13 protein-coding genes and 3 pseudogenes are annotated in these 15,520 nt (G+C 40.2%); 7 read left to right on the top strand and 9 right to left on the bottom strand.

Translation table 11 applies throughout. The features are described from left to right. Positions 1-577: 577 nt before the first annotated feature. Positions 578-724 (top strand): 50S ribosomal protein L32, encoded by a 147-nt coding sequence (rpmF, locus tag LNM86_RS10905; RefSeq protein WP_241439005.1) that lies wholly within the window; start codon positions 578-580, stop codon positions 722-724. A gap of 54 nt (positions 725-778) precedes the next feature. Here rpmF and LNM86_RS10900 read toward each other — a convergent pair whose 3' ends face one another. The 4 genes from LNM86_RS10900 to LNM86_RS10885 all read right to left on the bottom strand — a co-directional run bounded on the left by LNM86_RS10900 (position 779) and on the right by LNM86_RS10885 (position 4,204). Next, a complete protein-coding gene (locus tag LNM86_RS10900; protein ID WP_241437691.1) occupies positions 779-1,012 on the bottom strand; it encodes a hypothetical protein in 234 nt (77 codons plus the stop codon). A 378-nt stretch (positions 1,013-1,390) separates the two neighbouring features. Further along, positions 1,391-1,975 carry a CarD family transcriptional regulator gene (locus tag LNM86_RS10895; RefSeq protein WP_241437690.1) on the bottom strand — a complete coding sequence of 195 codons (585 nt, stop codon included), beginning with the start codon at positions 1,973-1,975 and terminating at the stop codon, positions 1,391-1,393. Between the two features lie 301 nt (positions 1,976-2,276). Next, positions 2,277-2,618: a ferredoxin FdxA gene (gene fdxA / locus LNM86_RS10890; RefSeq protein WP_241437689.1), complete on the bottom strand. Its 342-nt coding sequence runs from the start codon at positions 2,616-2,618 to the stop codon at positions 2,277-2,279. A 20-nt stretch (positions 2,619-2,638) separates the two neighbouring features. Beyond that, the gene (locus LNM86_RS10885; protein ID WP_241439004.1) at positions 2,639-4,204 is read right to left on the bottom strand and encodes a hypothetical protein; all 1,566 of its coding nucleotides are present in this window, start codon (positions 4,202-4,204) and stop codon (positions 2,639-2,641) included. A 588-nt stretch (positions 4,205-4,792) separates the two neighbouring features. Between LNM86_RS10885 and LNM86_RS10880 the strand changes: the two genes are divergently transcribed. Then, positions 4,793-5,704, top strand: a complete 912-nt coding sequence (locus tag LNM86_RS10880; protein WP_241437688.1) for an RNA polymerase factor sigma-32 — start codon at positions 4,793-4,795, stop codon at positions 5,702-5,704. A gap of 216 nt (positions 5,705-5,920) precedes the next feature. Here LNM86_RS10880 and LNM86_RS10875 read toward each other — a convergent pair whose 3' ends face one another. Beyond that, on the bottom strand, positions 5,921-7,471 hold the full coding sequence (locus tag LNM86_RS10875) for a M48 family metalloprotease (RefSeq protein WP_241437687.1): 1,551 nt from the start codon (positions 7,469-7,471) through the stop codon (positions 5,921-5,923). Between the two features lie 141 nt (positions 7,472-7,612). On the opposite strand from LNM86_RS10875, the gene LNM86_RS10870 reads away from it, so the two are divergent. From LNM86_RS10870 to LNM86_RS10850, 5 genes and pseudogenes are all read left to right on the top strand, one after another. Continuing rightward, positions 7,613-8,248: a thiamine diphosphokinase gene (locus LNM86_RS10870; RefSeq protein ID WP_241437686.1), complete on the top strand. Its 636-nt coding sequence runs from the start codon at positions 7,613-7,615 to the stop codon at positions 8,246-8,248. A 100-nt stretch (positions 8,249-8,348) separates the two neighbouring features. After that, complete coding sequence (locus LNM86_RS10865; RefSeq protein ID WP_241437685.1) at positions 8,349-8,765, top strand: YMGG-like glycine zipper-containing protein; 417 nt, start codon at positions 8,349-8,351, stop codon at positions 8,763-8,765. After that, positions 8,765-10,627: an ABC-F family ATP-binding cassette domain-containing protein gene (locus LNM86_RS10860; RefSeq protein ID WP_241437684.1), complete on the top strand. Its 1,863-nt coding sequence runs from the start codon at positions 8,765-8,767 to the stop codon at positions 10,625-10,627. Before LNM86_RS10865 ends, LNM86_RS10860 begins: the two co-directional genes overlap by 1 nt. 44 nt (positions 10,628-10,671) lie before the next feature. Then, positions 10,672-10,824, top strand: coding sequence for a hypothetical protein (locus LNM86_RS10855; protein ID WP_241437683.1), 153 nt, complete (start codon positions 10,672-10,674; stop codon positions 10,822-10,824). Positions 10,825-11,318: 494 nt separating this feature from the next. Then, positions 11,319-11,642, top strand: a pseudogene (locus LNM86_RS10850) (GNAT family protein); the annotation flags it as partial. Here the strand turns inward: LNM86_RS10850 and LNM86_RS10845 are convergent. The 4 genes and pseudogenes from LNM86_RS10845 to LNM86_RS10830 form a co-directional block, all read right to left on the bottom strand. Beyond that, positions 11,569-12,772: pseudogene (locus tag LNM86_RS10845) on the bottom strand (tyrosine-type recombinase/integrase). The pseudogenes LNM86_RS10850 and LNM86_RS10845 overlap by 74 nt on opposite strands. 505 nt (positions 12,773-13,277) lie before the next feature. Next, positions 13,278-13,801 (bottom strand): annotated as a pseudogene (gene rimJ / locus LNM86_RS10840) (ribosomal protein S5-alanine N-acetyltransferase). A gap of 78 nt (positions 13,802-13,879) precedes the next feature. Beyond that, on the bottom strand, positions 13,880-14,020 hold the full coding sequence (locus LNM86_RS10835) for a hypothetical protein (RefSeq protein WP_241437682.1): 141 nt from the start codon (positions 14,018-14,020) through the stop codon (positions 13,880-13,882). Between the two features lie 1,027 nt (positions 14,021-15,047). Next, complete coding sequence (locus tag LNM86_RS10830) at positions 15,048-15,308, bottom strand: DUF2312 domain-containing protein (RefSeq protein WP_241437681.1); 261 nt, start codon at positions 15,306-15,308, stop codon at positions 15,048-15,050. Positions 15,309-15,520: the final 212 nt, after the last annotated feature.

Genomic DNA, 15,520 nt, shown 5'->3' with positions numbered 1-15,520 from the left:
TTTTGCTTGTGTGGGGGATTGTCTGATAGCTTTTTTGTTTTCTTGCGTGATGATACAATCACTGTCTATGCGTTTTGTCGCCGTGTGTGACTCAAGTTATATAGACTTTGTTTTATTTTGTTTTCCATTTCGAAGAACAAAACGCCATTGGGTTGCACATTATACGTGCTTGTTTTAAAGAGGCATTTCTTAAAGCACAGAAGTCCATCTCACGACGATGCCTGTGGATGCTATAGCGTAAAAGCTATGGAGCACCACTATCTTTACGCTTATGAAGGTGAAGCAGCACCATCATACTCTTTGTCAGCCCCCAATGTTGCGACATCTCTTGGTATTGAGACGATTCATTAAAGGAGTTTTTGCTCCTTTCTTTAGGGTTTTTACTCACACGATAACCCCGCTTATGACGTGCAAATAAATGATTATGATTGATTGAATATAAGAGGATTTGAGATGAGAGAATCTTACAATATTCGGGGGGCTCATTCAACAGGAAAAAAGATGAATTATCTTTATAAATCAATATCTTGTACGAACATCGTGCGTTCTAGGAGTTTTGTTGTTTTTATCAGTGTTCATGAAGCAGAGGCTCTTTTCGGCTAATGCCTTGAAGGCGCCAACTTATATCGAGGATAAAAATTCTGGTGCGTTGCGTCGCCCTCATCCTATTGATTTGAAGACAGGCATGTATCGCGGACGTGTTGTTTTGCCTGCAAAAGATTGAAATTCTTCTCATCATTAGCAATAAGATTTCTTTCATTCACGCAGAGGCTGTCACTCAGGTGAAGAGTGTTTTTGGGCTATTCTTTTCAATAGTGTTTTGAGGAGGATAGCCTTTTGCTTGTGTGGGGGATTGTCTGATAGCTTGTTTGTTTTCTTGCGTGATGATACAATCACTGTCTATGCGCTTTGTCGCCGTGTGTAACGCAGTTAAAGTACATATACTTTGTTTTATTTTGTTTCCGTCCCCTATATTGAACGCTCGAGGAGCACTGTTTTTCTTATAAGTCATTTATAAAGCTAAGGCTCTTTGTTTTTAGCGAGATGATGTGACGATACTCATCCATTGTCGTATATGCTTTAGGAGTTTGGTAAAAGAGTTCTCGATCGTTTGTGATGAAATCAAAGGGGTGATGGAATTGTTTTTTCAATCACAAAGGTGCTTTTAGAGTGACAAAAGAAAGATGAAGAGATCAATTTTGTTAAGGAATACTGACTTTGTTGAGAAATACCGGCAGCGATAGACGCACATTGCATGAATTGCATCAACAGATATTGAAGGGCAATGCTTAACCCTCTTTCCCTTGAAATGCTCTTTTGTCACTAAAAGCTTTCAGAACGCAAAAATAAAATCAGCAAAAGACAGACTTTATTCTATGATCACTATTGACTAGGCAGCATAAACAGCTTTGTCAGTTGCGTTTGTTTGCTCTTTCTTGGTTTTAAATTCACGCTTTGGTTTGCTCGAGAGATGCATCTCGATAAGATTGATCGCTTCTGTTTCAGAAAGATTATTAATAACAGCAATTTCACGGGCCATTCTTTCAAGCGCAACGGTATAAAGTTGGCGTTCAGAATAAGATTGTTCAGGTTGTAGGTTGGAACGGAAAAGATCACGCACCACTTCAGCGATACAAATAAGATCTCCCGAATTGATTTTCGCATCATATTCTTGAGCACGCCGTGACCACATGGTCCGTTTAACCCGTGCTTTTCCATAGAGGACTTTTAAGGCGCGATCAACAGAATCACCGGCAGATAATTTGCGCATTCCAACAGCAAGAGCTTTTGCAATTGGAACTTTGACATCCATTTTATCCTTCGCAAAATGAATAACAAAAAGTTTTAATTTATGTCCTGCAACTTCTTGATCTTCAATTGCTATAATCTGCCCTACGCCATGGGTAGGGTAGACAATATATTCAGAAGTTGCAAATCCTTTAGCATTAGAGGGTGTTCCGTGTTGGGATGCCATATTTTAGTTTACTCCCTTTATGACCAACAAATTTACCGGAAAACAGGTTATAGACCTGAACGCTGAAGTTCTTTAACCAAGTATATTATATTAATTCTGTGAGCATAAAAGCCGCGTACTTTTAAATCCAACAAAAATACATTGCTTTACAACAGAAAAGCAATGAAAAATACTTAGAAAGATGATCATGTTAAGGAAACACTAACATTAAAGTGCAAAAGAATCAATCATTTCACTTGAGAATTTTTGCTTTTGTCAAAGAATGTTCTCAATTTGCAAAGGGAAGGGGGATTTAGTCTTGTTATTCTTCACCGCTGCCTGGATTTTCTGAAAAATACTTTTCTAATTTATTTGGAACGCCATCCATTTCTTTTGCTTGTGGAAGAGGATCTTTTTTAGTCGTTAAATTAGGCCATTTGTTCGCATAATGAAGATTAAGCTCTAACCACTGTTCAAGTCCCGGTTCCGTATCAGGTATAATGGCTTCCGCGGGGCATTCGGGCACGCAGACACCACAATCGATACATTCATCAGGATGAATAACAAGCATATTCTCACCTTCATAAAAACAGTCAACAGGGCAAACCTCAACACAATCCGTATATTTACAATGAATACAATTGTCGGTTACTACATGAGTCAAGATCGCACTCCATTTTTATTTTAATGCTCTTTGGAAGAAACTGTCTGTGTGTTCTTATTGTTCGTAAGTTGATCGCGGAGTACTGCTAATTTTGCAAAAGGTGAATCAGAATCAGAGCGTTTTCCTTTTTGAAAGGGTTTACTCTTCATAGGTTTACTATGGGGAGCGTTAGATTTGTAGGAATGTTTCTTCGGTGATATCGTTTCTTGAGGAGCCTTTCCATCTGTGTTTTCCCCTTTCTTAAACGTTTTTTTCGGTTTGTTTTGCCATTTATGTCCTGATTTTTCACGCTTCTTGTGGGAAGGGTGAGGCAATGGGGGATGGTAGTGCCATAGTAAAACAACTTGATCTTCTTCTATAGATAGGTTTTGTTTGGCAAAATCACCAATAGGTTCAGCTGCCGGTAAGCAATCTGTTGTATTGGGTTGTGTTTTAAGACAAGGAGACAAAGTGTTTTTTGTTTCTTCTATGGTCTCTAAGGTTTTCATGTTTTGCCATTGATCACCAACACATTCTGCCTCTGGAACAGCTTGTGTTGTTTTATATGTATGAGAAGACGCTTGGTCGGCAAGGAGATGTTGTTGAAAATCAGCTTTGCTCATGGGATGAGACTGATAGCCAAGCGCTTTGAGAATTTCCTCCATATCGGTTCCATTGGCACCAAGAATAGACATCATGGCCGTTGTGACAAAAAAACTTTTGCCATCATAGGCACCTTCGGGTTTGGGAGCATCGCCTTGTTTCCAATGAAGAGCGGGGCGGATGAGATTGGCAAGACGTTCTAGCATATCAACCCGTACAGCACGTTGTCCTAAGATTCGGTAACCGGCTAATTGATAAAATTTGCGGTTATAGCGAGAATCAACAACCAAGGAGGTGCGTCCAGCCGAGAGTGCGGCAAAAATTTCACCCATACCCGTTTGATCTTGTCCTTCATTTTGAAGGTTCCATAACAGCGTAATGGCTTGCACGGATGCAGGCTTAATCATGGCGGCAACATAAATATGAAAAGCGCCAAAACGCACACCTAGTTGCCGCAGAACAGCACGTGATTCTTGATTAAGGCTTTTGACAATCGTAGAAACTTCTCGACGCGGTAATATTCCTAAGCTGTCGGCAAGTTTTAAGGCAAGAGCCCTCATGGAATCCGTTAAGTTATCGGCATTGCGTAAATCAAAAAGTGGTTTTAAAGCAGTTTCAAAATGAAACGTGACAAAACGCTCTAATCGTTTTGTTACATTATCACGTGCTTCCCCCATTAATTGCGTATCGGCTAAAACAAGCAGTTTGGGTTTAAAAAAATCTTCTGTTGCAACAAGTTGCCCTACCGGTTGACCAATCCAGCGGACAATGCCATCACAACTCAGTGTAAAATCTCCATTAGAACAGGCGCAAAAACGGGTCGCACGTTTGGAAAAGGCAAGAATCAAAGCTTCATTATCTGCTAAGTTGTGCGTTCCAATGGAGGGATCGCTGTTGTTTGTGTTGGCATAAAAACGAAACCCTTCAAACTTACCCTTTCCATGTTTTTCAATAAAAATATCATCTTGAAGAATATCATTCTGTTGAATAATCTTGCTGTCCATGATTATTTTCTTTCTCAGTTTTACACCGGTAAAAACCCTATTCTCGACAATCCCATCATGTTGATCCTTTAACATGTTTGTCGTGGTTGCTTCAATCATTCTTGTGACTTTTTGACGCTTTAATTTTAAGTCTTTCTTTTTTCTTTGTGTCTGTTGCTTATGATTCATTACACCTATTGGTTGTATCGTGAAGTTAGAAGAATAAAATGAATTTTTTATGAAAAAGGAAAGGATGTCAAAATTTAGACACAATCGTATCTATTTTAGCCACAAGTATTTATTTTAGCCATCCTTTTTATTTTTTTCTAATTTGTTACAAAAATATTACAAAGAAAGCTTTAATATTACTAAAGAGGGCTTTCTTGTGTATTTTTGTTGGTGATGGGCATAACTTCTACCGCCGTTTTGTTCATGAATTCCTATTTTTTATGGGAAGTTTTACCATGATGATAAAAAAACAATTGCGATTATAAAAATACACGCTAAAGTAGCAGCCATACAAAAAACAACTTTTAAGTTCTTTTTTGAGGAAGAACGATGATGTCGTTGCCAAATCAATTTTGATAATTTTAATCGCAAGGGGTTATTATGGGTCATCTTTCAAATGCTGTATATAAAAACAGCAAAAATTATAGTGATGCAGACAAAAGTTTGGGACGTAATATGATGCGTTCTGCTATGCAAGCACCTTATCTTGAACGACAAAAAGAGCATGATTTGGCTCTGCGATGGAAAGACAAACACGATGATGAAGCTATGCATCAAATTGCGGCTGCTCATATGCGTTTGGTGATTGCAATTGCTAACCGTTTTAAACGTTTCAAAATGCCTTTGGGGGATTTGGTGCAAGAAGGGTATGTCGGGCTCTTAGAGGCTGCGGCCCGTTTCGAACCTGATCGGGAAGTGCGTTTTTCAACTTATGCAACTTGGTGGATACGTGCTTCTATTCAAGATTACATTTTACGCAATTGGTCTATTGTTCGAGGGGGAACAAGTTCTTCGCAAAAAGCACTCTTTTTTAATCTTCGACGTTTGCGGGCAAAATTGGTACAGGATGATAGCGCTCTTTCAAAACAAGATATCTTTCGTACAATTGCTGAAAAACTTGGTGTTTCCGTGCGTGATGTTGAAACAATGGATTTTCGTTTTTCGAGTTCTGATAACTCCTTGAGTGTTTCGGTTTCTGAAAATAGCGATAATTCCGTTGCCAAAATGGATGCTCTTGTCGACGATAGTCCGCTTCCTGATGCTCTCATTGAACAGGTGATTGACGGGCAACGGCGGACACAATGGCTTTATGAGGCATTGCAAATTCTCAATGAAAGGGAGCTGGAAATTATTCGTTTTCGTCGCCTCAATGAAGAGGGGGCGACATTGGAAGTTTTAGGTGAAAAGTTAGGAATTTCAAAAGAGCGGGTGCGTCAAATTGAAGCCAGAGCTTTGCAAAAGTTACGCTCTGCACTGCTGACAGTCAATCCAGCAGAGGCTTATGATGTATAAGAAAGAGGCTTATGATGTATAAGAATTTGAGGATCTTTCGACAAAATTGGTATTGGGTGTGAGACATTGGGGGAAAGGGAGAACAGGATGAAGCTGGAGTTAACAGCTATCAGAGTGTTGTGGAGGGGCGACAGTGTCAAGGGAGAAAAATGCCAAGGAATAAGCAAGAGGCGAGAAGGGAAGCAAAGGTCAAGAAAAGAGTGAAGAAGTTTCTCTCTATTGTGTGACAAGCTTAACCTTTGACTCTCCATTTAAAGTTTGGGTTGGTGAGAGCCCATTGAGGATGCGAAAGAGGTGTTCTTTATGCGGGACACTGGCCATTTGATTGGCAAGGCTTGCAACGCTTTCTCCTTGTTTTACGCTTACAACATGAATCCTTAAAGGCTTTAGTTTTCTTAACTGTGATGATGACAGCGGATGAAAACTTTCTATTGTTTTTTCAACAACTGCTGCAAAATTTTGCGAATCATGGGGAGCCGCTGTGAGAAAACGAAAGAAGTGATTGTTGTGTAAAATGACAGTGATATCAAATTGCCATTGCCGATTGGTCGCGCGGGCACGTGCTCCGGAAAAACCTTGAATCATAATGGGGTGGACAGACGATTCGTCTAACCCTGCAATCCATCCGCTTTTTAAATAATCGCTTGCTGACATTCTGGGAGAATGGGGTACAGCATCAAAACGAAGGGCAATATTCTCTGGTCCGCTGGCTAAAACCGTATCTATTGAATTTTCTATCGTGAAATCGTTTGGAACGGAAAAAGTTATGCGCAATTGTGGGTGAATAAATTGGTTCCCTCGGACAAAACCTGTATGAAAATTGCCTCCAAAAATCATACCATCAAGGCTTTTAAGAAACAAATCACGATCCGTGTTTCCCTTGTATACTGTAGAGATTTTACGCGCTTTCTCTCTGGCAAGGCGAATGCGTCGTGGCGTGGTGGGATGGCTGGCGAAAAAATCTAACGAAGCATTTTGTGCCCCTGAAATATTACGAAAAGTACTATAGGCCTCCATTGATTGGAGAAAGCGTGGAAAAGCAAACGGGTTATATCCTGCTTGTGTGAGATTTTCTAGGGCAAGCGAATCGGCTTCTAATTCTTGATTGCGTGAGAACTGCGCAAGTTGTTGCTGGTTATCAAGAGGACTGTAAGAATTGCCCTCAGAAGGGGAAAGAGAGCGTGGTGACAGGCTGCTTGCCATTTTCAATTCGGCTTGTTTTTTGAGGCGTAAAATGCCGTGATGGGCAGTAATATGGGCTATTTCATGGGCTAAAATGCCCGCAACCTGTGAAGAATCATTGGCCAATGCCAGCATGCCACGCGTGATATAAATGAAACCGCTTGGCAGGGCAAAGGCGTTGACACTGTCTGAGTCTAAAATTGTTATAGAATAGCTTTGCTGAGAATCGTGCGACACAGCAGTGAGTTTATGGACAATATCCGCCAACATACGTTCAAGTTTTACATTATGATAGGCTCCACCATAGATTTTTAAAATACGCGTGTGTTGTAGAGCGCTTAATGTGACATAGATATTGTGTTTGCTGGTATGTTTGCGTGTTCCAGAAGAACCTGAAGAAGAAAGCGTATCGTTTTTGGAAAGATGCGTATGACAAGCAGAAAGGAGAAGCATGAGGCTTATGAGAGGTGCTTTATAAAGTCGGGTGCAAAAAAGAAAATTTCGTTGAAAAAGAGGGTGCCAAAAAAGGGAGCGTCTTTGGCAGTTATGCACTGTGTTTTCTGAGTGTCTTTTGGAAAAATTCATTTGGATGTGGTGTGTATTTGACAATAAAGGGACTTTTTAGAGTGAGGATCGTTTCGCCTATAGCACGGTTATTGTTTATACAAAATGGCTATTTTTATAAAAATGTTATAAAAGGAAAGTGTACGAAAGGCAAAGCATGGGATGACAACATTTACAATATTGTTAAATGGAGATGTTTGTATCACTGATCGTTTGCGTCATCAAATTCGCAACAGTCGCGTGATTGCTGCGGATGGTGGAATGCGTCATGCCGCAGCTTTAAATGTGAGACCTGAGTTGTGGATGGGCGATTTCGATTCATCTGATCAGGCTTTAATCAATCAATATAGGGATATTCCGCGTGAGGTTTTTCCCGTTGATAAAGATAGGACCGATAGTGCTCTGGCATGTGAGAGAGCGCTACAAAATGGGGCTGAGAAACTTATTTTGTGTGGTGCTTTGGGAGGTGAAAGAACCGACCATGGCCTTTCTCATATGGTGCAAGCATTGGCAATCGCCGAAAAAGGTATTTCAGTGTTGTTGACCAGTGGCCTTGAAGAAGGATGGCCTCTGTTGCCACAACCTTTTTCATGTGATTTGCCTGAAGGGTGTTTGTTTAGCATCATCGGTTTTACGGACTTACGAAAATTAACGTTAAAAGGTGTCAAATGGCCGCTTGATGATAAAAATGTGTCTTTTGGGTCATCTTTAACACTTTCTAACCGTGTTTGTGGAACCTTTTCTTGCTATTTAGGTTTTGGAAAAGCTATATTATTGGCGTCTGTACCTATTTCATAAAGCTCTTCCGGTATTTGAATAAGGCAGAGGGGGGCATCGTGATGAAGTACCGGCATGAATGATATATTTATGTAATGACCTTGAGAAGGAGAGTTTTGATATGGTGAAATCAATTTTAAAAATAGCTGTTGTTTCAGCTATTGGTCTTAGTACAGTAGCATGTACGACCAATGACGAACGCGTTGCTCGTTATGGTGTGGGAGGGGCAGCGATAGGCGCCTTGGCTGGAACGGCAATTGGTGGAAGTACACCTGGAGCAGCTTTGACAGGTGCAGCGTTTGGTGCGCTTGCTGGAACAGTAACAGGGGCTGCGGTAAATCAGCAAAAACAGCAAAAACAGGCCGCCGCTCAGCGGGTACCAATGTGTACATACCGTAATTATAGAGGGCAAATTTATCAAGTCCCTTGTACGCAGAGAGTGCGGGCGTCCCATACAACACATATGCCAAAATTGTGTGTTTATCGTGATGGTAAAGGCGTGATGTATAAGGCACCTTGTCATAGACGCGCTCGTTAATGGTGGTGCCGTTGCTGCGGCTTGACCGCATCTTCCTCACTTTTGGAACAACTCCCTTGCTTGATCAAGCTTGCTTATCGGTTGAGCAAGGGGCACGTATCGCGCTGGTGGGCCGTAATGGTTGTGGAAAATCAACGCTGTTAAAAATTGCCGCGGGAATGATTGAACCCAGTGGAGGTGAAATTTTTCGCCACCTACGCGCCACGGTGCGTTATGTTGCGCAAAACCCTGATTGTTCAGGGGGTGAAGATGTTCACACTTTTGTGAAAAAGGGGCTTGATTATGTGCCCGATGTGCAGTGGATCAATACACTGCGCACAAATCTTGGTTTTTCAGGAACTGAAAAATTAGCCATGCTTTCTGGTGGTGAAAAGCGGCGCGTTTCACTGTTGCGCGCTCTTGCGGCAAAACCCGATATTTTGCTCTTAGATGAACCAACCAACCACCTTGATCTGCCAACAATTGAATGGCTGGAGGGGGCTCTTTATGCTTTGCCTTCAGCGATTGTGGTGATTTCCCATGATCGACGCTTTTTAGAAAATGTTACACGTTCAACCGTGTGGCTTGATCGGGGGATGACCAAAAGATTGGAAATGCGTTTTTCGCAGTTTGAAAATTGGCGTGATAAGGCACTTGAAGAAGAAGCGCGAGATCAACATAAATTGGCACGGCAAATTGTGCGTGAAGAACAGTGGTTGCGCTATGGTGTAACAGCACGGCGCAAACGGAATGTGCGTCGTTTGGGGGCGTTGAAGGAATTAAGACAGCAGCATCAAACCTATAGAGGGCAACCAGGAAATGCTCTTTTGACAGCTGCCAAAAGCCATGATTCTGGTCAATTGGTGCTTGAAGCAAAGCGCATTGCAAAATCCTATGGTGATCGCGTTATTGTGAAAGATTTTTCTTTGCGCATTCAACGGGGGGATCGTATCGGTTTGATTGGTCCCAATGGCATTGGTAAAACAACATTGCTTTCTGCTCTGATCGGTAAGGAGGCGGTGGATAGTGGCACGGTAAAACATGGATATAACCTTTCCATGGCACTGCTTGATCAACAGCGTACTATAAATGAAGAAGAAACGTTAGCGCACTATCTCACCGATGGCAGAGGGGATAGCCTTGTGATTAATGGTCAAGAACGCCATGTTGTTTCTTATATGAAGGACTTTTTGTTTTTACCCGAACAAGCACGCACACCAATAAAAGAATTATCTGGCGGAGAAAGAGCCCGCCTTATTCTTGCCCGTCTTCTTTCACGACCAGCAAATTTTTTAATTCTCGATGAACCTACCAATGATTTGGATATGGAAACTTTGGATTTGTTGCAAGAGTTTATTGCCGATTTTTCTGGAACAGTGTTGCTTGTTAGTCATGACAGAGATTTCTTAGATCGGACTGTAACGCATATGTTGGCACCTCAAGGGGATGGTCAGTGGATTTTATATGCTGGTGGTTATAGTGATATGATAGCGCAAAACAAGCACGCTGCACTGTTAGAGCGCAAAGATAAAAAATTATCACAACATAAGATGCTTGCAAATCCTCATTCGAGGGAGCAGGAAAAACAGGTCTCATTGACAAATCGTAGCGTTATAGGGCGAGAGAAAACAACACTGCGTAAACTCTCTTATAAACAGGTTTATGCACTGGAAAAATTGCCTGAGCAAATTGATACTTTGCAAAAGGAAATAAAAACAATTGAACAAGAACTCTCTGATCCAGCACTCTATTGCAATGATAAAGAGCGTTTTGAGCGCTTGTCAACAGCACTGGAAGAGAAGAAAAAGGCTTGCGCGCAAAAAGAAGAAGAATGGTTGGAACTTGAATTGTTGCGCGAAGACATCGAGAGTGAGAAGCCATAACACGCTTTAACGTTAATTCTTCTTGAGAAGTTTTTATAAATTTGGTGCGTGTTTCTCTTTCACGGTATGTTGGTCTTTTTTGCATCATTCTTTATGCGATGGGGCATAGATTGGAGAAAAAGGCTTGTGCGCAAAAGGAAGAGGAATGGTTAGAACTGGAATTGTTGCGTGAAGACATTGAGTGTATGAAACCGTAAAAACGCTTTAAAGTTAATTTTTTGCGAAGATTTTTATAGGTTTGGTGCGTGTTTCTTTTTCACGGTGTGTTGGTCTTTTTTGCATCATCTTTATGCGATGGGGTGCATGAATTGGAGAAGAAGCTTGTGCGCCAAAGAGAAGAGGAATGGTTAGAACTGGAATTGTTGCACTACAATCCATTGTTATAATGATAATCTACCGTTTTGCATACTGAATGAGCCCCTTAAATACTGTAAGATTTTCTCACCTTAAATTTTTTTCTATTGAATCCAAGTAAAATCATGTGTTTGCACGTTATAAGCGGGGCTGGCGCGTGGATAAAAAAAGAAAAGAGTAAAAAGGCTTCTTATGAATCGTCTTCGTGCGAGGGCTGTTGTAACATTGGGGGCTGGCAAAGAGTATGATGGGGCCAACTTATACCTTCATAAACGTTGACACGCATAAAATGCATCTCTTCATTCACAAATCAAATGAGAAATATAAACAGAAGACCATGGCAATCATAACAAAACGAACAATTTCCACATTGATCAATGGTGACGATGCTGGTGAACTGTCTTCCTATTACCTGCGCAATGCGGACTTTCTTCGTCCTTTCGAACCACTAAAATCTGATGATTATCACACCCTAACAGCTTGGAAAGAGCGAGCAAATGTATTTGCTGATGAGAGTGGACAAGACCGAGCATACCGATATGCCGTACAATTGAAAAATGAAAGCGCAATCATCGCCGTTATTAACTTTACAAATGTTGTACGTGGTGTTTTTCAAACCTGTCATCTTTGCTTTTCTCTAAATAATCAGTACGATGGTAAGCACGCTCTACTTTACCCCCGACCATATTGACCTAGAATGGTTTCTGCGACCTTAAAAGGAGCATCCGTTGTTTCTGCTAGCCAATCGCGTAAATGAGAGCGAAAACCATGCGGACAGGCATCAAGACCAGTTTGTTTCATATAGAGTGACATACAAGTTTCACTAAGGGGACCACGACCTGTTGCAGAAAAAAGAAATCATTGCAAGAGAGAGAATGTGCTTGTTTCAAGATTTCTAATGCTTCTGATGATAAAGGCACGCGAAACTCTGTTGTAGCATCACGCCTTCCTTTCATATTCTCAGCAGGGATGGTCCATGTATCACCATCAACTTGATCTTTATGAATATGACGCAAGGGATATGTACAAACACCTGTCAGAATAAGCAGACGCAAAGCCAATTGTGTTAGGGTTTGTGTTTCGCAAAGTGTTTGAGAAAAGGCTGGTATATCTTTCCAATCCATTGCTGGTCTATTTTGCGTTTTATGATATTGTTTACCTAACAAAGTTTTTGCTTTTTCTGTTGCCTGTCAATCAACATCCAATCCCAAGATAGCAGCATGTTTAAGACAAAAATTAAGGCGGTTTAGTGCTCTATAAGCTGTTGCAGCTTTTATGCTAAATGGGAGCGAGCACATTGCGTATATCATTTTGTGTAATTTCTGAAATGGGGATGCAGCCTAATTTAGGAAGAATATAAAGATGTAAAGATGAAAACCAACGCCCATTTTTAGCATCATTTTTTAATTCTGCTTTACGCGTTTCGAAAGTGTCTAGAGCAATATCTTTTAAAGAATGGAGATTACGCATTGCTTCGCGTTTTTGTTTGTCACGTTCTTTAATGGGGGCACGCTCCTCATGCAAAACAGACCGCTCCCGCAAAACAGAATGCCATTGGGTTGCACATGCACGGGCTTTTTTAAGAGACATTTCTAAAGCACCCAAGCTCATTTCATGACAGCGCCCGTGAATGGTATAGCGATAAAGCCATTGTGCACCACCATCTTTATGGTTATGAAGGTGCAAGTCGGCACCATCATATACTTTGCCAGCCCCTAATATTGCGACAGCTCCGCATGAAGATGCTTCATAAGAGACTTTTTTATTCCTTTCTTTCTCTTTTTTATCCATACAATAATCCCACTTGTGATGTGCAAGGGGATGGTTTTGATTGATTCAACATAAGCAGCTTTGAAAGGAGAGAATCTTAGAATATTCGAGACTCTCATTCAACATGTAAAATGATGGATTATCGTTATAAATCAATATGTTATCCAATGTTGAAGATGTAGAGTGTATAAAAACGCTTTAGCGTTAATTTTTTGCGAAGATTTTTATAGATTTGACTGCGTGTTTCTTTTTCACGGTGTGTTCGTTTTTTTACACCATTCTTTATGCGATGGGTGGATAGATTGGAGAAAATTTTGTGCGCTAAAGAGAAGAATGATTGGAGTTTAAATTTTTGTGTAAGGATACGAAAAGAGACTGAATGTGCGTACAAAGTGAAAAAGAAAAGTCTTTTGAATTTTATAAAATTTCCATGGTAGCACATTTAAATCTGGTAAAAATGAACATCTGGAAAATACCTTAGTATGTTTTATTCTGATTTCTTGGTGACTTTATACGACTCATTTATTCACGAGGTGAGAATATGCTCCCTCCATTTGCCGGAAATCATCAGATAATCTTTTGCATATCCTTCTTTCTCAAAACCAAGACGCTCCAATAAAATTCTACTTCTGGTGTTTTCCGGTCTATAGTTTGCCATTACTCTATGCAGGTGAATAACATCAAAGATATGAAGTATCAGAGCAGATAAAGCTTCAAACATGAAGCCTTTGCCTTGTTGCTTTTCATCTAGAGAAAAGCCAAGATGACAGGCTTGAAACACACCACGTACAACATTTGTAAAGTTAACAACAGCGATGATTGCGCTTTCATTTTTCAATCGTACGGCATATCGGTATGCTTGGTTTTTTTACTCTCAAAAGCAAACGCATTTGCTCGCTTCTTCCAAGCTGTTAGGCTATGATAATCATCAGATTTTAGTGGTTCGAACGGACGAAGAAAGTCCGCATTGCGCAGGTAATAGGAAGACAGTTCACCAGCATCGTTACCATTGATCAATGTGGAAATTGTTCGTTTTGTTGTGATTGCCATGGTCTTCTGCTCATATTTCTCATTTGATTGGTTAATGAAGAGATTTATTCTATGTACTACCTACCCCTCCTTGCCAATTCAATTCATGGGCTTTTTAAAGAAGACATTTCTTAAAGCCCCCAAGTCCATTTCACGGCGGTGTCCGTGGATGGGATAACGAATAAAGCCATTGAGTACCACAATCTTTGCGCTTATGAAGGTATAAGTTGACCCCATCATACGCTTTGCCAACCCCCAATGTTGCAACAGCCCTCGGTATTGAGATGATTTATAAGAGGCTTTTTTACACCTTTCTTTTCTCTTTTTTATCTACACATCAATCCCACTTGTGGTGTGCAAGGGGATGGTTTTGATTGATTCAACATAAAGCAGGTTTGAAAGGAGAAAATCTGAGGATATTCGGGTCTCTCGTTCAATAGACAAAACAGTAAATTATCATTATAAATCAATATATTGATACGCTCATCCTCTTGCTCTTGAGAGGCTTTCTTTTAATGCTCAATTTGTCCGTTTACGAGAGCGTTATACGAATGGGAGCGTTCAAGGGTTGCTAAGGTATGTCAATTTATAATGCATAAATCTGTAAGGTGCAAAATGTTGGTGCTGTGTTTTGGCTTTTGATTTATAAAATACTCCATAATGAATGTCTTTGCATCCGTCTGTTTTCTTGCATCGCATCATTCAAGAGTTGATTGAAGTATAAGAACTCTTCTGGGTGTAAGGACATTGTGCGGTTTTTGGTGCCTTCAATTTTATGCTCTTGATTTTTAATGCTCTCTCAAAGATTGATGCCAAAATTGCGATTCATGATAGAATTGTTTGATGTCTTGCGGATATTCTTCTCATAAGTTGCAAAATTGCTAAAATTTTTGGTAAAAATTCATGTCCATTATTCGTTTTTTCCATTTTCTTTTCATTTTAATTTTGAGAAAAGATTTTATGTTCTCAATGGCGTTCAGTATCAACAATCTCGATAAGAATATCGCTCTTTTATAACCTCTTTATTTTTTGGGACCTCTCTTATTTCGCTTTGTCGATTGAGTTTTGCACGCCCACAAACACGACCAAAGACCTTTACAGTTCCTTACAGGCATTTTATAGAATCGAATGAATTTTTCTTCCATTCGTTGATAGGTTGCACGTTTCTGCAACGCGCGACAGCGCTGCCAAGAAAAGGAAAATTCTTGTACACAAAAAGAAAAATGGTTGGAACTTAAACTTTTCCGTGGAAAGAAACGCTTTTGCGTTAACTCATGCCAAGCGCATTTTTATAGAGTTGGATGACGGCTTCTTCTTCCATCCGTTCGTGCTCTTCTTTTTTACGCAATCTTATAATGCTGCGAACGGCTTTACTATCAAAACCAGAGCCTTTAAGTTCAGCATAAACCTCCTTAATATCATCAGAAATGGTTTTTTTCTCTTCTTCTAGCCGTTCAATACGTTCGATAAAAGCACGTAGTTGATTGACAGATATAGCATGTGTTTGATCCGTTACTGTATTATTCATTGTCTCTTTCTCCATAGTTTATGTTTTAAGTTGTTATTGCGACATATTTTAAGCGGTTGTTGCGACGATAAATTTGATTGGAAAAGCTTGAAAAACAAAAAGTGACTCAAGCTGTACAGTTTTTTTACAAATTGACTTTAAATATTTTGTAAAAGTTTAAAATATTTATATCGATAAAAAGGTGATAAAAGGCTGCCTATAAAAGGCAGAAA

The sequence above is a fragment of the Bartonella machadoae genome (genome assembly GCF_022559585.1).
Taxonomy (GTDB): Bacteria; Pseudomonadota; Alphaproteobacteria; order Rhizobiales; family Rhizobiaceae; genus Bartonella; species Bartonella machadoae.
The sequence above is the reverse complement of the archived record's forward strand: the minus strand, read 5'-3'. Positions and strand labels throughout refer to the sequence as shown.